The organism is Proteocatella sphenisci DSM 23131 (assembly GCF_000423525.1).
Taxonomy (GTDB): domain Bacteria; phylum Bacillota; class Clostridia; order Peptostreptococcales; family Filifactoraceae; genus Proteocatella; species Proteocatella sphenisci.
Map to the genome: position 1 here is coordinate 62,444 of NZ_AUID01000011.1, position 21,235 is coordinate 83,678.

Annotated in this window: 23 protein-coding genes; all 23 read left to right on the forward strand. The window is 38.9% G+C overall.

Going from position 1 to position 21,235, the window contains the following annotated elements; genetic code table 11:
• The first annotated feature begins 12 nt into the window (after positions 1-12).
• The 23 genes from G558_RS14280 (at position 13) to G558_RS0105730 (ending at position 21,115) form a co-directional block, all read left to right on the forward strand.
• Complete coding sequence (locus G558_RS14280) at positions 13-1,104, forward strand: NADH-ubiquinone oxidoreductase-F iron-sulfur binding region domain-containing protein (protein ID WP_036931655.1); 1,092 nt, start codon at positions 13-15, stop codon at positions 1,102-1,104.
• Between the two features lie 92 nt (positions 1,105-1,196).
• Entirely contained in the window at positions 1,197-1,562 is a 366-nt protein-coding gene (locus tag G558_RS13345; RefSeq protein WP_051188499.1) for a DUF7670 domain-containing protein, read from the forward strand.
• 136 nt (positions 1,563-1,698) lie between these two features.
• Positions 1,699-2,103 (forward strand): transporter associated domain-containing protein, encoded by a 405-nt coding sequence (locus G558_RS13350; protein WP_028829306.1) that lies wholly within the window; start codon positions 1,699-1,701, stop codon positions 2,101-2,103.
• A 139-nt stretch (positions 2,104-2,242) separates the two neighbouring features.
• Positions 2,243-3,607: an MATE family efflux transporter gene (locus G558_RS12500; protein WP_071604456.1), complete on the forward strand. Its 1,365-nt coding sequence runs from the start codon at positions 2,243-2,245 to the stop codon at positions 3,605-3,607.
• Complete coding sequence (locus G558_RS12505) at positions 3,600-4,151, forward strand: B3/B4 domain-containing protein (RefSeq protein WP_330363808.1); 552 nt, start codon at positions 3,600-3,602, stop codon at positions 4,149-4,151. The genes G558_RS12500 and G558_RS12505 overlap by 8 nt, the downstream gene beginning before the upstream one ends.
• A complete protein-coding gene (locus G558_RS12510; RefSeq protein WP_330363809.1) occupies positions 4,097-4,456 on the forward strand; it encodes a hypothetical protein in 360 nt (119 codons plus the stop codon). The genes G558_RS12505 and G558_RS12510 overlap by 55 nt, the downstream gene beginning before the upstream one ends.
• Positions 4,457-4,490: 34 nt before the next feature.
• Complete coding sequence (locus G558_RS0105655) at positions 4,491-5,096, forward strand: hypothetical protein (RefSeq protein WP_028829307.1); 606 nt, start codon at positions 4,491-4,493, stop codon at positions 5,094-5,096.
• Between the two features lie 132 nt (positions 5,097-5,228).
• Complete coding sequence (locus G558_RS0105660) at positions 5,229-6,365, forward strand: glycoside hydrolase family 3 protein (protein WP_169337714.1); 1,137 nt, start codon at positions 5,229-5,231, stop codon at positions 6,363-6,365.
• 16 nt (positions 6,366-6,381) lie between these two features.
• Positions 6,382-6,906, forward strand: a complete 525-nt coding sequence (locus G558_RS0105665; RefSeq protein WP_028829309.1) for a GNAT family N-acetyltransferase — start codon at positions 6,382-6,384, stop codon at positions 6,904-6,906.
• Positions 6,907-6,926: 20 nt separating this feature from the next.
• Positions 6,927-7,598 carry a GyrI-like domain-containing protein gene (locus G558_RS12515; RefSeq protein ID WP_051188500.1) on the forward strand — a complete coding sequence of 224 codons (672 nt, stop codon included), beginning with the start codon at positions 6,927-6,929 and terminating at the stop codon, positions 7,596-7,598.
• Between the two features lie 350 nt (positions 7,599-7,948).
• Entirely contained in the window at positions 7,949-8,035 is an 87-nt protein-coding gene (locus G558_RS14465; RefSeq protein ID WP_334290861.1) for a DUF2975 domain-containing protein, read from the forward strand.
• Between the two features lie 10 nt (positions 8,036-8,045).
• Positions 8,046-8,294 (forward strand): helix-turn-helix domain-containing protein, encoded by a 249-nt coding sequence (locus G558_RS0105675; RefSeq protein ID WP_028829310.1) that lies wholly within the window; start codon positions 8,046-8,048, stop codon positions 8,292-8,294.
• Entirely contained in the window at positions 8,272-8,637 is a 366-nt protein-coding gene (locus G558_RS0105680) for a hypothetical protein (protein WP_028829311.1), read from the forward strand. The genes G558_RS0105675 and G558_RS0105680 overlap by 23 nt, the downstream gene beginning before the upstream one ends.
• A gap of 47 nt (positions 8,638-8,684) precedes the next feature.
• A complete protein-coding gene (locus G558_RS0105685; protein ID WP_028829312.1) occupies positions 8,685-9,794 on the forward strand; it encodes a DUF1538 domain-containing protein in 1,110 nt (369 codons plus the stop codon).
• 90 nt (positions 9,795-9,884) lie between these two features.
• The gene (speB, locus tag G558_RS0105690; protein WP_242825209.1) at positions 9,885-10,757 is read left to right on the forward strand and encodes an agmatinase; all 873 of its coding nucleotides are present in this window, start codon (positions 9,885-9,887) and stop codon (positions 10,755-10,757) included.
• A 105-nt stretch (positions 10,758-10,862) separates the two neighbouring features.
• Complete coding sequence (locus G558_RS0105695; protein WP_028829314.1) at positions 10,863-11,936, forward strand: Wadjet anti-phage system protein JetD domain-containing protein; 1,074 nt, start codon at positions 10,863-10,865, stop codon at positions 11,934-11,936.
• A complete protein-coding gene (locus tag G558_RS0105700) occupies positions 11,933-13,405 on the forward strand; it encodes a hypothetical protein (protein ID WP_036931656.1) in 1,473 nt (490 codons plus the stop codon). Before G558_RS0105695 ends, G558_RS0105700 begins: the two co-directional genes overlap by 4 nt.
• Positions 13,406-13,408: 3 nt before the next feature.
• Positions 13,409-14,194 carry a DUF6063 family protein gene (locus G558_RS12520; protein WP_036931657.1) on the forward strand — a complete coding sequence of 262 codons (786 nt, stop codon included), beginning with the start codon at positions 13,409-13,411 and terminating at the stop codon, positions 14,192-14,194.
• Entirely contained in the window at positions 14,151-18,626 is a 4,476-nt protein-coding gene (locus tag G558_RS0105710) for a hypothetical protein (protein ID WP_028829316.1), read from the forward strand. Before G558_RS12520 ends, G558_RS0105710 begins: the two co-directional genes overlap by 44 nt.
• Entirely contained in the window at positions 18,619-19,086 is a 468-nt protein-coding gene (locus tag G558_RS12525; protein WP_051188501.1) for an acyl-CoA thioesterase, read from the forward strand. Before G558_RS0105710 ends, G558_RS12525 begins: the two co-directional genes overlap by 8 nt.
• A 12-nt stretch (positions 19,087-19,098) precedes the next feature.
• Positions 19,099-19,983 (forward strand): SPL family radical SAM protein, encoded by an 885-nt coding sequence (locus G558_RS0105720; protein ID WP_028829317.1) that lies wholly within the window; start codon positions 19,099-19,101, stop codon positions 19,981-19,983.
• 20 nt (positions 19,984-20,003) lie between these two features.
• Positions 20,004-20,561, forward strand: coding sequence for a DUF3841 domain-containing protein (locus G558_RS0105725; protein ID WP_028829318.1), 558 nt, complete (start codon positions 20,004-20,006; stop codon positions 20,559-20,561).
• Complete coding sequence (locus G558_RS0105730; protein ID WP_028829319.1) at positions 20,537-21,115, forward strand: DUF3841 domain-containing protein; 579 nt, start codon at positions 20,537-20,539, stop codon at positions 21,113-21,115. Before G558_RS0105725 ends, G558_RS0105730 begins: the two co-directional genes overlap by 25 nt.
• Positions 21,116-21,235: the final 120 nt, after the last annotated feature.

The following is a 21,235-nucleotide window of genomic DNA, read 5'->3' on the forward strand; positions in this document are numbered from 1 at the left end:
GGGGTGAAGAAATTGAACGACTATACAATATTGAATCTTGTGCCAGTTTACAGGGAAGCTCCAGTCTCGTGTGAGCTGTTTAAAAATAAAACAGAAGAGAGCTTAAGATTATTAGCGGAGAAGAATCCAAATAACAATTATCTTATAATCAACAAAAAGGAATCTGAAAAGCTCAATCTTAAAGAAAGATACAGTGACCTGATGGAGAATATCAAATTAGTAGAGACTGAATATACAGATGGTTTTGTTTTCAGTAACCGGTCAGCAGCTTCAAAGATAATCGAAGGCGAAAAACCAATACCATGCAGTATGGAAAGGGTTGAGTCGCTGGAAGAATTAATGGAATCAGAAAAAAAGATGGTATTTGTTTTTGGGTCAGCTGAAAATAAGGGTATGCATGATTTAAATAGAAAAATCACAGGAAAGGAAATCCTGGATATAGCTGGATCTATAAGTGAATTTAAGGGAATTTACCTTGGCTATCCGATGGGCAGGTTCATTTTCGGGGATACCCTGAACGAGGAAATAGAGCTGAAAACAGACTATATCGAAATATATGATGAAACCAGCTGCATGATTGACTCATTACTGAACATCTCAAAGAGATTTCTGAATGAATCCTGCGGTAAATGCGTATTTGGTTATGAAGGAACATCTCAGATAAGCATGATTTTAAATGATATTTCAATGAAAAAAGGAAAATCAGATGACCTGGAACTTCTTATGAATCTATGCAGTCAAATGAAGACTCAGTGCTTATGTGATACAGGAAGCTGCATGGCAGAATCCGTAATGTCATGTATAGAAAGCTTTAAAGAAGAAATCACAGAACATGTAAACAAGAAAGACTGCAGAGCGCTTGTCTGCAGCCGCTTTGTGACATATCACATACTTGCTGACAAATGTACCGGATGTACAGAATGCCTCGATGCATGCGATGATGATGCCATACTGGGAAAAAAGAAATTCATTCATGTGATCGATCAGGATGAGTGTGTCCAGTGTGGCAGATGCCTTGATGCTTGTGACGAGGGGGCAATTACAAGGTGTGGTTCAGTAAAGCCGAAAAGTCCTTCAAAACCAATACCATGCAAAGCAAAATAAATTTTATAATCCCTGCTTGGAAAATCTGATTTTCTATGCAGGGATATTTTCGCATCAATATGGGTAGAATATCTCTGAAAGGAGAATTTAAGATGAAAAAATCAATATACTGGATGCCAAGAATTCTGTCAATCCTGTTCATTTGCTTTCTCAGCCTTTTCTCTCTTGACGTATTTCAGCCGGGAATGAGCGCAGCGGAAATAGCATTAGGGCTTTTCATGCACAATATTCCTTCAATAATACTCATAGTCCTTCTCATTATATCATGGAGAAGAGAAATCATAGGAGCACTGACATATTTTGCTGCATCTGAAATAGCCTTGATTTCACTTAATGACAGTAAGATTAAGCTGATGGCCGATGCGGGTGATAAAAAGGCAATACAAATGAAGAACATTATTCAAGGCTGCCTGTTTATGAAGGGCGCATTGATAACATTATCGGAATTCTCAACGTAAAAGATTTACTGACGCTTATTTCCGAAGATTCAGGTAAAAACTTCAATCTTAGAGATTATATAAGGAACCCGGTTTTTATTCCTGTCAAGAAAAAAGCTGATGAGCTTTTTTTGATCTTCAGAATAACAAAACGCACATGGCCATTATTATAGACGAGTATGGCGGAACGGCAGGTATAGTTACGGTAGAGGATCTTGTCGAAGAGATAGTAGATAACATTTTTGATGAATATGATGAAGGTGACAAGATTGAATTTAAACAGATCGATGAATTTACTTTTGAGGTCAGTGGTATGATAAGTCTTAATGAGCTTGAGGAATCTCTGAATATGGATCTTCCGTCTGACGATTTTGAAACACTCAACGGTTTCCTTATAAGCTTGTTTGGAAAAATACCAAAAAAAGATCAGATAAGCGAGATGAGGTTCCAAAATCTTATTTTTCAGGTTTTGGATGTTACAGACAAGAGAATTGAGAAGGTCATTATACGTATAGAAGACAATTCTGATTCTAATTCTGACTTGACAGATACGCCGGACTGATGTAATATAATAAAAAAATAAATTAAAGCATGTATGCTTGCCACCGGGTAAGCATTTAAGTGCCATAAGTACTTCGTTAGGTCAGAGAAGAAGTGCTTTTGGCACTTTTTTTTAATTAAAGGGGAATTTCGGAGGAATCATGAGAAATATAAAAATGGATTTTTTAAAGTATACATCGCTTAATATAGTCGCTATGCTGGGTGTATCGCTGTATATACTTGCAGATACCTATTTTATTGCAAAAGCTCTTGGGGCAACTGGTCTGGCTGCGCTTAATTTTGCAATCGTGATTTTCATGATTATGCAGGGCATAGGTATGATGACAGGCATCGGAGGGGCAATTGATTTTGGAATAAGAAAAGCCGAAGGATCTGGGACACAAAATGAATCCTTCATGAATGCAGTGCTTGCAGGAACTGTTTTGTCGGTATTATTTCTTCTGGCAGGGACAGTTTTCTCTGAGCAGATCTCATATTTCCTGGGAGCTGACGAAATGACGATCAGTCCTACAATGACTTATATTGCCACTACATCTGCCTTTGCTCCTTTTTTCATATTCAACAGCATACTTCTAGCTTTCGTGAGAAATGACGATAACCCGTCACTTCCTATGGCAGCCATGATCATAAGCAGTTTTTCAAATATAATACTCGATTATGTATTCATCTTTCCTCTTTCTATGGGAATCTTTGGAGCTGCTTTTGCGACAGGACTTTCTCCGGTTATAAGCATACTGGTGCTTACGGCTCATTTCAGAGGGAAAACTTCCGGGTTTGGGTTTTCCAGATTCAGTCCTGATATCAGGAGAATGAAACGGATAATGTTTCTTGGGATGCCTTCTCTTGTAAATGAGCTGGCTTCTTCGATAACGCTCTTCACTTTCAATATCGTAATACTGAAAATATCGGGAAATGTAGGAGTGGCTGCCTATGGAATCATTGCCAACGCTGCGATAATCGCTACATCTCTTTTTTCAGGACTTGCTCAGGGCATGCAGCCTCTGGTAAGCGAGTGTTTTGGGAAATATGATGCAGAGGGCCTTAAAAGGCTTCTCAGATATGGCCTGATGAGCTCAATATCAATAGCTGCAGCAGTATATTCAGTTGTATTTTTCTTTTCAGGAGAGATCGTGTCCGCATTTAACAGCCAGGACAATGCATCGCTCTATATGATAGCGGAATATGGAATCAAAATATATTTTACAGGATTTGTATTTGCTGGTATAAATATTGTAATGGCATCCTTCTTTGGTTCGATTTCATATACAGCCGAAGCGATGATGATATCAGTGCTGAGGAGCTGCGTTATACTCATCCCGGCAGTGCTGTTGCTCAGCTCGGCTTTTCAGATGACTGGAGTATGGATATCTTTTATAGCAACGGAATTTATTGTAACTGTTTATTCATATTATAAATCAGGAGGAATGAACAATGAAAAAATTTATTATCGAGAGCGAATTCTGGGATCTTTTTCCGAAAGCGAAGATAGGCGTGATTGTGTTTAATGGGATTGACAACAGCGTAAAGCAAAATGGAAGATTTGAAGGCCTTATTCGGGAAGCTGAAAAAGAAGCAATGACTCATCTTGCTGCCGGAGATTTCAGCAGCAATGAGGTGATAAAAGTATGGAGAGAGGCTTTTCAGAAGTTTAAGACTAAAAAAGGCGCACGTTCATCAATTGAGGCTCTGCTAAAGCGTGTTCACAGGGGAGACCATATCGGAGCGATAAATCCGCTTGTCGACATCTATAATTCAATCTCGCTCAAATATGCACTTCCATGCGGCGGAGAGGATATAGACACGTTCGCAGGAGACATAAGGCTTACAAGAGCGGACGGCAATGAGCCATTTATAACACTCGGCACAGATGAGAATTCACCTCCTCATGAGGGAGAGATCGTATACAAGGACGATGAAGGCGCAATATGCAGGTGCTGGAACTGGAGGGAATCAGTCAGGACTATGCTTACCGAAAAAACTGAGAATGCATTCATGTGCATAGAAACAGAAGAATTGCAAATATCTGCGAGGAAGTGCTTGGCGAGATAAAAGTAATAACAGAAGATGATTTCAGAAAAGTACAAAGGCCGGTAGATGGGTATACAATAGCTGAATATGTATCAAACATGGTATCTTTTAAGGGGCAGTATGATGGTAAATTCATATTTGAAGTCACTATCATAAAAGGATATAATGATGATGAGGAATCTGTTCTTAAGTTAAAGCATATAATCGATGAAATATCTCCAGATAAAGTCATAGTTGTCAGGATGGATGATGACATATTAAGGAAAAAACTTGGAATATCAGATGAGAGATTTGAGGAGATAACAAAGACTCTTACTGATAATTAAGCAAAGCATTTTCGATGCTATGGGGGTAGTCATTATGACTGAAAACAGTAAGCTTAAGACGAATAAAGTAGTCAAGTATGGATTGTATGGCCTATCAGCGTTTTTTCTGAGTGGGCTGATTGCGGTAATGGTAATAGTGTTTTTTGATGAGTATATAATATCTACTTTTATATCCGGAGGGCTTGGGGGATTTCTGATGGGTACATTCCTGAGGATGAAAGACAAAAGAACGAAGATGACAGCATCTGGCGCAATCGGTATGCCGCTGGGACTTTTCTTGAGCTTTGGGGCAGCGGGCCTGTTCGAGCTGCTGTTTCCATCCGCATCAGCGAGCCTGGCATATACAGGAATCCCGGATGCCATAGGTATTTCCATCATGGGACTGATATTTGGAAGCATTATGGGAATATTCATTTTCGGTTCGAGTGCGCTTAAGGTTTTTGCCCCAGTATGTACCCTTGCCGCTATGCCTTTCGGGATTCTTGTCTCAGCCATGAACAAGGGATATGTCCTCAGGGATTTTAATGTAATAGTCAACTCCATCATAAAGGGCAAGGGCATAATCGACCTTAATTTGCTGGCTATAACAGTCTCACTTGGGATCGGCACAGGACTGAGGACTGAGCATTGCGATTTATGATATTCTAAACAGAAAAAAACACAGCTGAATCAGAGAGAAAGGTAAACAATGAAAAAGCGCTATTTGATATTTTTTGTCATTTTAAGTATTTTTATGCTTTCTTCGTGTGGACAGACTGCAGGAGGAAGCGGTTTGGAATCAGGGAATGGCTCAGATGAGCTTCAGGATGTTTCTGAAGACGAAGTGCCTGTGTCAAAAGCTGATATGCTTATTTCGCAGATGACGCTCAGAGAAAAGATAGGCCAGATGATATTCATACAGCCGGAATCTCTGAGGATTGAAACTGAGGATGGACAGGGCGAAGCAGCAGACACATCTTCTGTAACGGTTTTTACTGAGAAGATGGCGAAAAGCCTTGAAAAATATCCTCCTGGCGGTATCATAATTTTTGGTGGAAATATCGAGTCTCCCATACAGCTTAAAGAGCTGGTGAACGAAATTAAATCAGCAAGCACGACGCCTCTTTTTATGGGGATAGATGAAGAAGGCGGTATGGTAGCCAGGATAGCAAATTCTCCGGGATTTGATGTAAAAAAATATGAAAGCATGCAGAAAATCGGGAGTACAAAAGATCCCAAAAATGCAGAGGAAGCCGGAAAGGTGATTGGATCATACCTTCGAGACTATGGATTCAACCTGGATTTCGCACCGGTTGCGGATGTAAATACCAACCCGGAAAACATAGTAATAGGAAGCAGGGCTTTTGGCGATGATCCGCATCTTGTCGCAGATATGGTAAAAGCAGGCATAAGCGGACTTCACAGCAGCGGTGTAATGAGCTGCATAAAGCACTTTCCAGGACATGGGGACACAAAAGAAGATACGCATGCTGGTTTCGTGTCTATCGGCAAGAAATGGGAAGAACTCGAAGCATGTGAGCTCATTCCTTTTAAGGCCGGCATCGAAGCGGAAACCGATATGATAATGATATCTCACATAACTGCCGGGAATATAACAAAGGATGGGCTTCCGAGCTCACTCTCTCAGGAGATGATAGAAGGAAGGCTTAGGAGGGACCTGAAATTTGATGGAATAATAATATCTGATTCTATGTCCATGGGTGCTATAACTGAAAGGTACTCATCCGGTGAAGCGGCAGTGCTCGCAATTAAAGCGGGAACTGACATAGTGCTCATGCCAGAAGTTTATGAAGAGGCATTTGAAAGCATATTTGAAGCAGTAGCAAGAGGAGAGATAAGCGAGGAAAGAATTGATGAAAGCGTAATTAGAATCCTTTCTCTTAAAGATAAGTATGATATCCTGATATAGGGATTACGGAGGGAAAATGATATTCAGGGAAATGGCGGCAGGTGAAGCGTGTAAGGTAAAGATGATTGATGCCACATGCTATATCAGAAATGCATGGAGGATGATTGATGGAAAGCTTCAGCTGGTAGAAATCGACTGGACTGACCACGAGCTTCCCAATGGGACAGATTGGCATATTGACCGATTTGAGAAGACCGTAAGCAGTGGAGGAAAGGCATTAGGGTGCTTTGACAATAATGTTCTGGTTGGTTATGCTACGGTGAACAGTGAGATTTTTGGAAACAACAGCAGGCATGTTCTGCTGGACCAGCTCTTTGTTTCAAAAGATTACAGAAACTGCGGAATAGGAAAAATGCTGTTCAGGATTTGCGCAAGGCAGGCATCAGAATTCGGAGCAGAAAAATTGTATCTTTGCGCAGGATCATCGGAAGCGACAATAGCTTTTTATAAGAGGCTTGGGTGCGTAAGGGCGCTTGAAATAAATCAGGAATTATTGAAAGAGGATCCAAATGATTTTCAACTGGAGTTTGATCTCAGATGAGCCTAAAGGAGATGTCAGTGATGGAAAAAGTAGATTACAGAAAGACTTTCAAAAAGCTTTATATTCCGGGGACCAGTCCTGAAATAAAAGAGGTTCCTTCTTTCAGATTTGCAGCTATAGAAGGCGAGGGGGATCCCAATTCGGATGAATTCGCAGAAGCGACAGGTGTGCTTTACAGCTTCAGCTATACCGTTAAAATGTCATACAAAAGCAAGGATGTACCTTCGGGATATTATGAATATACCGTGTTTCCTCTCGAAGGAGTATGGGACCTGGTGGACAAGACCAAGCCTGTTGAGGAGAAGAGCAATTATAAGTATACCATCATGATACGCCAGCCGGATTTTCTTACAGACGAGCTTTTTGAGCGCTTCATAAGTGAATTGAATAAGAAAAAGCCCGATGTCTGCTTTGACAGAATAAGATACATAACCGTTACTGAAGGAGAATGCTGTCAGATGATGCACCTGGGAAGCTATGACAGCGAACGTGAGACTTTTGATATAATGGAGGATTTTTGCAGGGATAAGGGTTACAAGAGATCGGAGATGACCCACAGAGAGATCTATCTTTCTGACCCGCGAAAAACTGCGCCGGAGAAATTGAAGACTGTTCTCAGATTCAGAGTTATGAGAATAAAAAAAGATGACTCAAGCTCAGGTCAACCAGCGCCTGATGCGATTGAAGCATAGCATAATCCACTTTGCAGCATTTAAATAGCATACAGTCCTTTATCCGGGCGACAAGGCAATCCTGAATTTTAAGGAAGAGCTCAAACCATATAAGACGAGTAAAGGCGCGATTCAGTTTCCATATGACAGGCAGCTGCCGCTTGAACTGATTGCGAAGATTGCAAAATGGTGCTATGAGACAGGAAATCATCACTGATTCCTTTGAAAAGCTCCCGGAGACGATGATTTCATTGTCTCCGGGGGCTTTCTTTAAATTCAGATAATTGCTTCGAATTCTGACAAATGATGTGATATATGATAAAAATTTATTGTATAACGATAAATGAGAGGATATAATATAATGAGAAGTTATATTAGAGGCGGTTTTTGCTGCAATACTGAAAAAGCTGCTCAAGAATGCCATAGATTTGAAGAATGACAATGAATTGACGATATGAGGTGAATAAAATGGCAATTATTGTAAATATAGATGTGATGCTTGCAAAAAGAAAGATGAGCGTCACAGAGCTTTCTGAGAAAGTTGGAATAACGATGGCGAATATTTCCATACTGAAAAATGGAAAGGCAAAAGCCATAAGATTTTCAACGCTCGAAGAAATATGCAAAGTGCTGGACTGCCAGCCAGGCGATATACTGGAATACAGGAAAGAAATTGACAATGCAGGGAGGGAAAATGACAAGAGCAGAGAAATATGAGATTATAAAAGCTAATTTTATAATTTTCATGGCGGTTCTTATTATTCTGTCAGGTTCTTTTTTTGACATAAAAGATATTAAGCCCGTAAGTGACAGTGACAGAGATGTCGCATATGCAGCGGGATTGTACTTAAATAAGGACGCACCATGCAGCTTTGGCAATCAGGGAGCATCATCTGAACTGCTCAAGGGACATGTCCTCGACAATCAGGATTTTTATGACTTAATTGATATCACAGTAATTAATGTAATTGTAAAAACTGGGTATAAATATTGTTTTTGTCATAGAAAGAAGATAAGGATCGTAGCTCCTTATAAGATTGAAGGATTATTGAGATATTAATTTTATTTCTGTAAATCATCAATTTTATAATTTGAAGGAGTGAATTTATGGAAATAATAAAACAGAAGTTTTTTGAAGTTACAACCTCAGTGCTGCCAGTCACGTTGATTGCTCTGGTACTGAATTTTACGCTTACTCCGCTTGGCGGACCACTCACGGCTAGACTTATCATAGGGGCAGCGCTTATTATCTCAGGACTCACGATATTTCTTTTTGGAGTGGATCTTGGAATTACACCTATTGGAAATCATATGGGCGCACTGATAACAAAACCCAATAAAATAGTAGTTATAACGGCGGCAGGCCTTCTCCTTGGATTCTTTGTCTCGATTGCCGAGCCGGATCTGCACATACTTGCCAGCCAGGTGAGCACGGTGACCGATGGAGCGATATCAAAATTAAGCATCGTTGTCTACGTTTCTGTTGGAATAGCAGTGATGCTCTCCGTAGGACTTGTGAGAATAGTTTACAATATTCCTCTTTTTAAGGTGCTCACAGTGCTTTATCTTATCATATTTGGGATAGCTATTATTACATCAAGGGAATTTCTGGCAATATCTTTTGATGCGTCAGGGGCGACCACCGGGGCACTGACTGTACCATTCATCCTTGCAATCGGACATGGGGTAGCTTCTCTTAAGAAGGATTCAAAGGCATCAGAAAAAGACAGCTTTGGACTGGTTGCCATTGCATCGACAGGAGCCATACTTTCTGTAATGCTCATGAGCATATTATCTAAAAGGCAGGAGCTTTCCGGAAGCCTTGATGTTGCAATCGGAGCTGGGAACAGCATAATAGAGCCGTTTGTTTCAAAAATCGGGCATATAAATTATGAAGTCCTGCTGGCGCTGCTTCCTATACTGGTTCAGGAGATACAGCTTTGGCATTATCTGCTTCCCGGGTATCTTGTGGCTGTGGGGCTGATGTACATCGTTCCAAAGCTCTTCATAGGGATAGAATTTGATTCGGGCGGAGTTGCCTTAGGACCGATGACGGCAACCTTTATTCTGGCGTTCGCCCAGGGCGCGGCAGAAAGAATAGATCATGCGAATGTTCTTGTTGATGGATTTGGAATAATTGCAATGGTAGCTATGACTCTAATAATAACCCTGCAGCTGCTGGGGCTTATATATAGGATCAAATCAGAAAAAACTTAAATATTTCATTTTAAAATTCGGGAGGATAATATGAGAACAACTGAAGAAATGATTAAAAATGAAAGCCTGTGGGGAGGGCTTTACCCGGGATTGCTCAGCAAGGAGGATGAAAAAGAGGCTGATATTGTGGTTTTTGGGATTCCCTTTGATGGAAACGTGAGCTACAGAGAAGGAGCAAAAGATGCTCCGGCGGCCATAAGAGAATCAACTATTCCCATACCGCCAACAACAGAATATTTTGAGGATATGTCCGGTAATACAGTTGTAGATATAGGAGATTTCAGCGGCGATGATTTCGAAGTGGTATATAATGATGTTGAAAAGAAGGTCAGCGAGCTTGTTAAGGATAAAAAATTCTTCACCATGATAGGCGGAGACCACTCTGTTACCATACCTGTGCTGAGCGGTGTAAATAAGGCGATTAATCATAAATTCGGGGTCATACACATAGATGCTCACTTTGATCTCTGCGACGAGCTCAATGGCAGCAGGCTGTCTCATGGATGCACACAGAGAAGAGCGATAGAAATGGAAAACATTGGAAAGAGCGAGAACATATTCTTCATAGGGATACGTTCAGTTGAGCCGGATGAACTTAAATACATAAGGGAAAATAAAGTCAATGTCATTAATGCGGCTGAGTACGAGAGGTTGGGTACGGAGAATGTAATAAAGAAGGTCAAAGAGAAGATGTTACATCTAAAGAGCATATATCTGACAGTCGATATAGACTGCCTGGATCCTGCATATTCTGCAGGAACGGGAACTCCGAAATTTGGAGGACTTTCGTCGAGGCAGCTTCTGGATATTCTGAGAGGGCTGTTCGACCTTCCTGTAATTGGTTTTGATGTCGTAGAAGTAGCACCTTCGCTTGATGCGTCAATGACCTCTGTGTATGCCGGACAGAGAGTGATAACTGAGTGCTGGGGTCACCATCTCAGAAAGACGAAGGGCCTCAGATAATAAGTAATAAAAAAATCGTACTCATTTGAGCGCGATTTTTATTTATTAACGCACTCTGTGGTATAATATGTTTAATTATTTTAAATTTTCGATGGTGGGGTGTTTATGGAAAAGAAAATCGCCAGATTCATGAATGAATGCCGTAAAAATAATAGAAAGAGATTTGATCTGACTGATTTAGAGAATTTTGTAGTAGATGCTTATGGAGGGCATGATGAATATCTCAGAAATGGAGGATATATTTCAGTATATGAAACCATTAGTATTCTGAAAATAAACGGCGAAATCAGAGAAATAGAATCGTCTGATTACAATGGACTTAATCCTTCGTTAAAAACAAGGTGGCAGATTATTACCAGAAAATCCTGTGACTGCTGGGACAAATCAAAAATGCTTAAATTTTCAGATGAACTTGATTTCAGCTACTACACAAAAAATCCAGATTATAAGACTGATACGGAATGGGAATATATAAACAACATATATCTTTTTATGAAAAGCAGGGATTCAAGAGAATGGGTAAGTCTTGAGGAAAGATCGCTGGAACTTTTCAATGATGAAAAATTTCTAAAAAATCGTAAAGATAAAGCCAATGGGAAGCTTGGTATCTTAAGCAGGCTTGGAATTTCTCATGAAGAATTGAAAATCAAAAAATATGGAGAAATGTTCATATACTGGAACAGGGGTACAAGCAATATCAGAAATGGAATAATCCTGGAAAATCATTCTACATTTTTTTCTTATAAAAGAATAGCTGAAAAAATAGGAGATTTGTTTGGATTTGTTCCGGACATACTGATCTATGGTGAAGGAAAGAAGATAGAGAGCAGCATGTCATTTCTGAATGAGATAACAGATACAGGCAAAGTAAAGTTACTTTATTTTGGAGATGTTGATTCTGAAGGTTTTGGAATTTATCAAAGGCTTAAAGAAAGGTATCCTGAAATAGATATTAAACTACAGTCAGAAGCATACATGCACCTCATAAAATCGTGCGAAAGAGAATACCCCCTTGGAGAACAGAAAAAAAACGACGCATATCTGCGTTATTTCATCGATGAAATAAAAGAGCATGTGAATTATTCTATAATAGAAAAACTCGAGAATATATGGAACAGCAACTGCAGAATACCACAGGAGCTCTTAAATTATGAATATTTGTTAAAGGTGAAGAAATGACCATAGAAAAAGGCTTTTTTAACAGGATGAAAAAAATGCAGGCAATCAGAATGCTTGGAAGCGGGATGGATCTGGGTGAATTGAATGAATACGCATATGAGATATGTTTTTTACTGATACAGAATGTTTTCATGAGAGAAATAACTGAAAATATAAACCGTACAAGAAATGATATGTTGCTTATAACAGAAAGAATAATCAATGACATGGATCTTAAATGCAGCAGAGAACTTGTAGACAGGATTGTTGACGGAACACTCTGGTACAGGGATCCTTCAAAACAGGAGAGTTTTAACGCAAGGATATATAATGAGGATACTCGAAAAAAAGAAGAATTCTCTTTCAGATATTTCAAGGTAGACAGAGAGAACAGCCACTGGGAAAGCGGAGGACCTACTGTATACATGCTCAGCGAGGAAAGCCAGGAGATGATATTCATCACTCGCGAGATACTTGAAGAATTTGGATTTGATCTTGAACAGTTTTATACACTCCAGCTGATTAAGACGGGAAATTTTGTAAAAGCGAGAAGCAGCATAGACAACCTGATTGCCAGGGTCAGGGTACTTATAAACAGAGAAAAAGAGTACCGAATGGATATAATAAGAGATCCCCAGAATATTTTCTTTGACAGAAATACAAGAGGAAGAAAAACTGAGGAAGAGATAAAAAGCCAGTTTGAGGACGAACAGAAGGTTTTTCAGAATATGTTTGCCTGGAAAAACAGATATAATTCTCTTCCTGAAGACAAAAAGACAGAAGCGGAGATAATGTTTGACAATCTTGAGAGAGCAAGGCTTATGCATGACAGTCTGGCAAAACACGTTATGGAGAATCTGGCACTTGAACTTGAGATAAGAGTCAAGTATCCTGAGAGCTTCTGGAATATCACAAATTTCAGTTTCAAAAAGGATATATGGCAGAATAACATTGTAAAAAACGGGCTCGCAAATATGGATGACCTGGAAAAACTCATGTATTCATTTTTCTCTCCTGATATCGAATTTATATACCCTCTGGAATGGGCGTGGGCAGAGCAGACAATCAGAACAAAAAGAAATATAAAGAAGCTGTCACAGATTCATGAAGATGAAAACTGGGAGTTCAGGGAAACGGACTGGAAACTTCTGACAGATCTCTACACGGATGTTTTTAAAAAACTTATGGACAAAGGTGAATTTTCGATACTTGAGCTGAACGAGGCAAATGATTATGACAAAGCCAGATGGTTAAGTCAGAAGGAAAATATAGATTTATTCATGATGTTCGTTATATCAGAAACAGTCTTAGAATCTAATTACACGGGAGAAGATGACAGGCTCAGGCTTTTTAAGCTTCTCTGTGAAAAGAATCCTGAATTCAGAATTCTGGAAAACAGGAAGTTATTGGCAAAATTAGACAGGGATGCTGAAATCCTAAACTGGAACGAACTATCTGTTTCACCATATACGATTTATATTGAGGAGTAGAAAATGAGCTACACAAGTGAAGATATAAGAAAAGCAAGTGAACTTTTTTTCAGGCTTTTGAGCAGTAAAATATTGCCGGCAAGTGACATACAGGCTGCACAGTTTTATGAAAATAATGATATCAGAGAGATTGTAAAGACCATGGCTGAGCAAGGTGGACTCAGAGTGTTTGGAACAAGACAGAATCTCCATCTCGTGGCTGACGGAGAAGGGTCTGTCTTTGCTACAACATACACTCAGATGAAGGGAAAATACACCAGGCTGGACAGAAAAAAGCATTTTTATCTGGCTAACATAATAATATGCATATATCTTTCGGAAATTGACAGAGAAAACAGCTATTCATTCAGGATAGAGGATGCGGGTATATCATATTATAAGCTTGAGGAGATCATTACAAACACTCTGGACTCATGGAAGAAAAGAAGTGATTCAGAAGATACATTTTCAAAGGATTTCGCCATAGCCATTGATGAAATTCACAAGCTATGGAATATAGAAATGTCACATTCAAAAGAAAATAAGGATGGAAGCGGATTCAGCCTTTCGTCTCAGACTAGGTTGGGATTTATCAATGATGCTATGAAGCCTCTCGAAAATGAAAATCTAATTATAAATCTGCACAGCGAGAACAGACTGGTTCCAAAAGAAGAGCTATACGAAAGACTGGATAATCTTTATCGCGAAGGTGATCGTTATAACGAGATAATGGATATAATAAAAAATGTAAGAGAAGGAGATGGAGATGCCAAAACTTTCCAAAATAAGGCTTACGGGATGCAGATATGATGGTCTTAAAAAAGAACATGAGAATTCCATATTCGATTTAACTAAAAATGAAAAGCCTGATCACGCGCTTTTTACATTGTGCAACGGAGGCGGGAAAGGGGTAATGATGCAGCTGATATTTCAGCTGCTGTTGCCTGAAACCAGGTGGGGAAAGAACAATGGAAACAAAGTAATCTCAATGTTTTATGACCAGCGCAACAATCTGAACCCATTTACATTTCATGTCGTACTTGAATGGATACTGGATACTGTTCCTGAAAAAAGACTTATCACAGGAATTGCAGTTAAGGCAGTTTTGAAAAACTCAGTTGGAGAAGAGGAAGGAAAGGCAGGGATTTCCTATTTCCTTTATACTCATGAACACGATGGCAGAGGATTCTATACGGTTGAAAATCTTCCTCTCTATGATCAAAAATCATATGAAGCAACGGATATAGAGGTGCTGGACGATTTTATAAGTAATAATAGAAGGGATTTTATAAAATACAGCCAGTCAAATGCAAAAAGAAAAGACAGCGATTATTTCAGATATCTTGAAACCAGAGGCATATACAGGAGTGAGTGGATAAATCTCAAGGACATAAACAAACTAGAGGGAGGTGCAGGAGACTATTTTACGGGAGCAAGTGACAATAAATCGATTTTTGACAAGATAATAATTCCGGCTATCAGTGAAAATATCAAAAATTATTCATATGACGATAAGGACAATCTTATTGAAATGTTCAGGAGCAATCTTTCAATAACTAAAGATCTGCCTGTGCTCATAAAAAGAGAAGGTGACTATAGGGAACTTCTTACAGAAATCAAGCCTTTAATTGAAAATACTGACATTGGCTCGAGACTCATTGATCACAGGGATACCCTGATTAATGAAGGGAATGATCTGTTTTTCATACTTAATGGAGAGACGCTTTCAGTAGACAGGGAAATAGAAAAATGGGAGCGGGAAATTAAAAATGCATTTACAGAAAAAAATGAGCTCGAATATAGAAAAGATAATCTTGTGTACAATCAGTATAAAAGAGATCTTGATTTCATGGAAAATCAAATTGAGAATCTGAGTACAATTTTTAAAGATAAAGTGACTTATCTTGAAACAAAAAAAGAGGAACAATTATTATATGAGATTAATGATATAAAGTATAAAAAAATATGTACAGAAAAAGAGATTGAAGCAAAAAACAATGAGAAGAACAGAATTATGGAATCTCTGGAATTATCAGACATAATTAAGAAAGCTGAAGATATTGATAATGAAATTGAAATTGAATGGGAAAAGATAAAAAGCTTATGGATAAACACAGAAAATCAGTATTCTGCTTTTAATAATTACAACAACAATCTTAAGAAAGAAAATGAAGACAAGATAAAAAAATATCTGGAAAAGATTGATGCTCTAAAGGATGGAATAAATCGTTTTACAATAAAAGAAGAAGAGCATGAAAAGCAGAGAAGAAAACTGGAGGAAACATATGACGCCATGAGCATGGCTTTTCCGGAGAGAATAAAAGAAGATCTTCTTAAAATACATGCTGAACTTGAAGATAAAATAAAGCATTTTGATGCAGATCTGATTTCTTTAAATAAAATCAACTCAGAGCAGGAATTAGAGGATATGAGGCTCAGATATTCTCTTAACAGCTGTAGCGAGAAACTAGAAAAACTGATCATTAAAATCAAAAAGCAGGAGAAATATGAATTAGAAGTTGCAGGCAATATTTCAAGACTGTTGCTGGAAAATCCTGAGGGAGGCATTTTAAACGATATCTGGCTTGACAGAAAAAAGGAACAGCTGAACAATCTGAGAATAGATAAGACGCACAGCCTTGAATCGCTTCAGAAAATGATATGGGGCAAAAACATCGACAGGGTTTTGAACAGGGAAGATTATTTTATCCCAAACAAGGATGTAATTTTAATTAAAGAAGAAATACAAAAATCCGGAGTCAATGTTCAGACTGGAGCTGAATATCTGCATGAAGCGGATGAATCTGACAAAACTGAATTGATTATGAAAAATCCTGGGTTTTTATATTCCCTTGTGATTGGAAATTTACGAGACTGGGAGATTGTTGAAAAGAACATAAGCAAAGATTTGTTCATAAACAATATGGTCCCTGTGTTTATAAGATCAGAAATGAAAATGAAAGGTGACTTAAATTACAGGATCATAAGGAATGAAGCTGACAAACTGACTGACAGTGAGATGTTCTCCGTCTGGAAGCATGACATGGAAACGGAAATCGAAAGCCTGATTCAGTCAGAATACAGGCTCAAGAAGGATTTAGAAGATATTAATAATGTTTTGCGGTCAATAGAGACCCTGAAAAATACAGATACCGTATTCTCTCTGAATAAAATATTGAATGAAGAAAAGAAAAATATTGCAGAAACAGAAGAAAAGCTTAGACTTCTCAAAGAAAAAAATTCTGAAATAAAAAACAAAATATTACTTTCTGAGAGTGAACGAAGTGATGCGCTCATATGCATACAGACTAATAAATCTGAACTCATGCTCATTGAATCATACATTGAAAAGAAAATTGAAATAGAATATGAAAGAAGCAGGATAGCTGAACTGAAAAAAGATAAAGTGGGTCTTGAAAAAGATATTGAGTATCTTCGGGATGAAAATGCAGATGCATCAGAAAACCAGGAATTAGTAAGAGCCTCATATTTTGACTGGAAGCTTGAAACTGGCAGTATGCTTGAATCTATTAAAGAAGTATATAAAGCAGCAAAATATGATTATAAAGCCAATTCCGGCTATTCAAATAACAGGCTGCCAGACTTTGATTTATCAGACAAAAACATCAGCTTGCTTGTGAATCAGAGAAAAATCATAAATAAGGATATTTCAGAAAAGAATATCGAAATTGCAGTTTTGGATGTTAAACTGGAAAATCTGGATAAAGAACTTGGACGACATTTATCCGATCTTGATAAACTCTCAGAAGACTGGAATTCATACGAGTATTTTGAGCTTCCTCCGGATGAAGTTGCAATAATCATAAACAGTATTACTAAATCAATAAACAAAGCAGCCTATGAAAGAGATAAAATAAAGTCAGATATAGATATTAAATCAGGAAGTGTAAAAATCATGAAACAGCAGCTTTCAGATAAAGAGGCTGACATATCAAAAATCCATAGAAGGTCTCCTGTCTTTCTTGAAACAGCGGATATAAGTGCCGAGATAGATTTAGTGGAAAGAGAACTGAAATCAAATAATTCATATTCGACGGTATGCTCAGAAACACTGGAACGGAATAAAACGGAAAAAACAAAGCTGGAAATAAATCTGACAAAAATAAAAAGCGGATATTCACTTGATTTATCAAAAGGGAAAGCAAATCCGCAGTTAAAAGAAAAAGTGATTAAAAATGCGGATTTTTCGGTAGATGAATGGCTGAGGAGATGCGAAACAAATAAGAGGGATTTTCAGAAAACAATCGAAAATGGTGAAAATATAAGGGCGAGATTTGTAAAATCAGTTGACAGCAAGCTTCAGGAAGATAATCTCAGAGAAAAAATAGTATCTGCAGTAAAGGAAGCCAATATTTACAATTTCAAGAATAATTATTCGTCTTTCAACAGTATGGAAGAAAATTTTCAGAAAGAAATCCTCAGACTGTCGAATGATAAAAGCAAGGCTGAATCGCTTATGAAGCAGTGGACAGAGAGAGCTTCTATGCATGTGATAAGGATGATTGAAGGTCTCAAGAACATGGTCTCAAGTATGAATTATACCAATGAGCAGGGCTATGCTTTCCCTCTTGTAAAATTAAAGGGTATAGAGAGGCTTCCTAGGGATAAAAATGAAATTTTATATCTTCTGGATGAATATTTTCTTCAATCTATTTCTAACATATTGGACAAATATAAAGATATTTCGTCATTAGACGACAAAGAGCTTAAAGATATTATGGGTGACAGAGTGATATTCTCAAAAGCTCTGCAGGGAAGGTATCCAACTCTTATGGTTTACAAAATGTCAGAAAAAAATGAGTTCAGATATGCAAGAGCCAGAGATGAATACTACACGACATGGGAGGCAATCAATAAAGGAGAAGGTGATCTTCCGGAAGGCTCCGGAGGGCAGACACTTTCAGTAAATACATTTGTCATAATGATGATCATGAGCTTTAAAAAGAAGTATATAGGAAATGAAAATCCATCAACAGTGCTCATACTTGATAATCCTTTTGGAAAAGCCTCGGCAAAGCATGTGCTTGATCCAATATTTGAAATAGCTGACAAGCTTAACTTTCAGCTTATATGCTTTGCTGCACCAGAAATAATCAAAGTCGAGATAAGTGAAAGATTTCCTGTATTCTGGGAACTTAAGATTGATGATGGTAAAATTGTACATGGCGGCAGAGTAATAAAGCAGGAATATAAGCTTCAGGAAAGAGGTAAAAATGAATAATGAAATATCATTCTCAAGAGCGGAGACCTGCCTGATTATGGAGCCAAGACTGAGCAACCCTCACGGTACAGCTCATGGCGGAGAGCTGATGAAAATAATGGACAACACCGCGGGAATAGCAGCGGCAAAGCATGCAAAAGGAAGCGTAGTGACAGCAAGGGTCGATGAGATTGTCTTTCATAAGGCAATCCACATAGGAGACATTGTTACATGTATAGCGGAGCTTTGCTATGTCGGGCGTACATCCATGCAGATCAGAGTCAGGATAGTTGTTCATGAACTGGAAAATTATCAGGAACCCGAGACTGCACTTACAGCATTCTTCACCATGGTCCACATGAAAGATGATGCTCCCTCTCCCGTACCGCCTCTCAACCCGGTCACTGATGCCGAGATAGAGCTCTACAGGAGTGGAGAACAGAAGTATATGGAGATTCAGTCGAAGTACAAGAAAAAATAATCGGAGTAATCAATGGAACTAATTGAAGCCAGAACGATAATATCTTCACGCCCTGAAAACGGTCAGTGGTTTGGGATAAACTATAATATGAATATCTACAAAGGCTGCAGCCACGGATGCATTTACTGTGACAGCAGAAGCGACTGCTATGGCGTAGAGGATTTTGACAGAGTCAGAGCAAAGCGAAATGCTCTGGAGATGATAAGAAGAGAGCTGAGGACTAAAAGAAAGAAGGGGGTTGTAGGCACAGGTGCCATGAGCGATCCCTACAATCCGCTTGAAAAAGAACACAATCTGACCAGAGGTGCGCTTGAGATAATAGACAGCCTTGGGTTTGGAGCTGCAATCGCGACAAAGAGCTCACTTATCCTGCGTGACACGGATATTCTCAGACAGATTGCTCAGCATTCTCCGGTAATCGTAAAAATCACTGTAACTGCGGCTCGGGATGAGCTCTCCAGAAAAGTGGAGCCTGGGGTATCGGTTTCTTCTGAACGTTTTCGCGCGATAAAGGAACTATCAGATGCGGGGATATTTGCAGGCGTGCTTCTCATGCCTGTGCTCCCGTTCATTGAAGATACAGAGGAAAATATATCTAAAATAATTGAGCTTGCTCATAAAAACGGAGCGAAATTCATTTATCCGGCCTTTGGAGTGACTCTGCGAAATAATCAGAGGCAGTGGTATTACAGAAAGCTGGATGAGCTGTTTCCGGGGCTCAAGGCGAAATATATAAGCACATATGGAGATTCATATGAATGCAGGTCACAGAATTCAAAGAAGCTGTGGGCTCTGCTCAAGAGCAGGTGCGATAAATACGGAATTCTTTACAGGATGGAGGACATCATAAGGGAATATAAAAAGCCTTATCAGGCTGAGCAGCTTTCCTTCTTGTAAAAATGATGGGAGGACTTCGGATGGGAAGCATAAAAGTATGGACGAAGCAGAACGAAAATGTGCTGAGAGAGCTGGAATCTAAAGGAAGATATACGGCAAAGCGGGAGTATATAATAAAGGACCTGGATGAGCATGCAAATCTGGTGCTCGAGGTATATGACTGGCTGGTAAGAAATTCTCCAAGAGCTCTTCAAAAGCCTGCCGATGCTCATTATCCGATATGGGTATCCATGGAAAGAGAGGCTACGATGCTTCCAAGCCAGGGGACTGTAATAATTGAGCTTACTTTGGATCCGGATATCATAACTACGGTAAACATAGAAAAATGGGGGACCATACTCAACTATTCCTACATCCCTTCAGATGAGCAGGACAGGATAAGACACAGAAAATATCTGGAGCAGTATGGAACAAGCGATGCGCAGGCATATATGTCACAGTTTTATCCTCATATAAAGAGAAGTATAATTGAAAGCTGGAGCAGACTTTTTGATGAGAGCATAATCCTTGGAAGCAGCAAATGCTATGGAAACATATGGGAGGTAAGAAAAGAATGGATATCAGAAATAATAAGGTAATCCTGTATTCATCTCAGGCAGAGGCGGTCTTGCGGATAATTGAGCATGACGGAGAGTGCTTTTCAAAGAGGAAATACGTTGAAGATAAGTATCAGGAAAGTGCGCCGATTTTTGTTTCGGCATACAGCTGGTTTGTCCATGAGGCTGAAAAATATGTTGCGAGGCCTGAAAATGCAGAGTACCCTTACTGGGCTTTCAAGGATATTTACAGCGTCGAGGCATCAGGAGACAGCCGGATAATAAAGCTGGAGGTTCCTATAGAAGAGGCTGTTTTTTTTGACATGTACGACTGGAACAAGGTACTCAGCCTGAAATACATAGGCGAGACCGAAAAGGACGAACAGGAATTTAGGAATATGCTCAGAGATTACGGAATCACGAGAGAAAGCGATGTCGTGCTAACTAATTTCTATCCGAATCTCAGGAGGCAGGTTCAGGAAAGCTGGAAAAGGCTATTCAGGCACCATGAGGATATAATAAACGGGAAAACTCAAGGCATAGGAAGCATACAGGCTGGGCTCTGGACTATAAGGAAAGAGTGGATAGTGAAATGATAACAGAATCTTAAAAGAAAATGAGCTGTCGGAGAATGACGTTTTTTGACCCCTAAACTTTAATAATTAAAAATCCTAGATTATTCAACATCTACAAAAATGTAGAGCACTGAATAATTT

Coding starts and splice junctions, on each gene's coding strand:
- G558_RS0105655 (WP_028829307.1), top strand. CDS start 4,491: ATGACTGAAAACAGTAAGCTTAAGACGAATAAAGTAGTCAAGTATGGA.
- G558_RS12515 (WP_051188500.1), top strand. CDS start 6,927: ATGGAAAAAGTAGATTACAGAAAGACTTTCAAAAAGCTTTATATTCCG.
- G558_RS0105710 (WP_028829316.1), top strand. CDS start 14,151: ATGCCAAAACTTTCCAAAATAAGGCTTACGGGATGCAGATATGATGGT.
- G558_RS0105720 (WP_028829317.1), top strand. CDS start 19,099: ATGGAACTAATTGAAGCCAGAACGATAATATCTTCACGCCCTGAAAAC.
- G558_RS0105730 (WP_028829319.1), top strand. CDS start 20,537: ATGGATATCAGAAATAATAAGGTAATCCTGTATTCATCTCAGGCAGAG.
- G558_RS0105700 (WP_036931656.1), top strand. CDS start 11,933: ATGACCATAGAAAAAGGCTTTTTTAACAGGATGAAAAAAATGCAGGCA.
- G558_RS0105680 (WP_028829311.1), top strand. CDS start 8,272: ATGACAAGAGCAGAGAAATATGAGATTATAAAAGCTAATTTTATAATT.
- G558_RS0105725 (WP_028829318.1), top strand. CDS start 20,004: ATGGGAAGCATAAAAGTATGGACGAAGCAGAACGAAAATGTGCTGAGA.
- G558_RS0105685 (WP_028829312.1), top strand. CDS start 8,685: ATGGAAATAATAAAACAGAAGTTTTTTGAAGTTACAACCTCAGTGCTG.
- G558_RS0105665 (WP_028829309.1), top strand. CDS start 6,382: ATGATATTCAGGGAAATGGCGGCAGGTGAAGCGTGTAAGGTAAAGATG.
- G558_RS13350 (WP_028829306.1), top strand. CDS start 1,699: ATGGCCATTATTATAGACGAGTATGGCGGAACGGCAGGTATAGTTACG.
- G558_RS0105675 (WP_028829310.1), top strand. CDS start 8,046: ATGGCAATTATTGTAAATATAGATGTGATGCTTGCAAAAAGAAAGATG.
- G558_RS12520 (WP_036931657.1), top strand. CDS start 13,409: ATGAGCTACACAAGTGAAGATATAAGAAAAGCAAGTGAACTTTTTTTC.
- G558_RS0105695 (WP_028829314.1), top strand. CDS start 10,863: ATGGAAAAGAAAATCGCCAGATTCATGAATGAATGCCGTAAAAATAAT.
- G558_RS12500 (WP_071604456.1), top strand. CDS start 2,243: ATGAGAAATATAAAAATGGATTTTTTAAAGTATACATCGCTTAATATA.
- G558_RS13345 (WP_051188499.1), top strand. CDS start 1,197: ATGAAAAAATCAATATACTGGATGCCAAGAATTCTGTCAATCCTGTTC.
- G558_RS12525 (WP_051188501.1), top strand. CDS start 18,619: ATGAATAATGAAATATCATTCTCAAGAGCGGAGACCTGCCTGATTATG.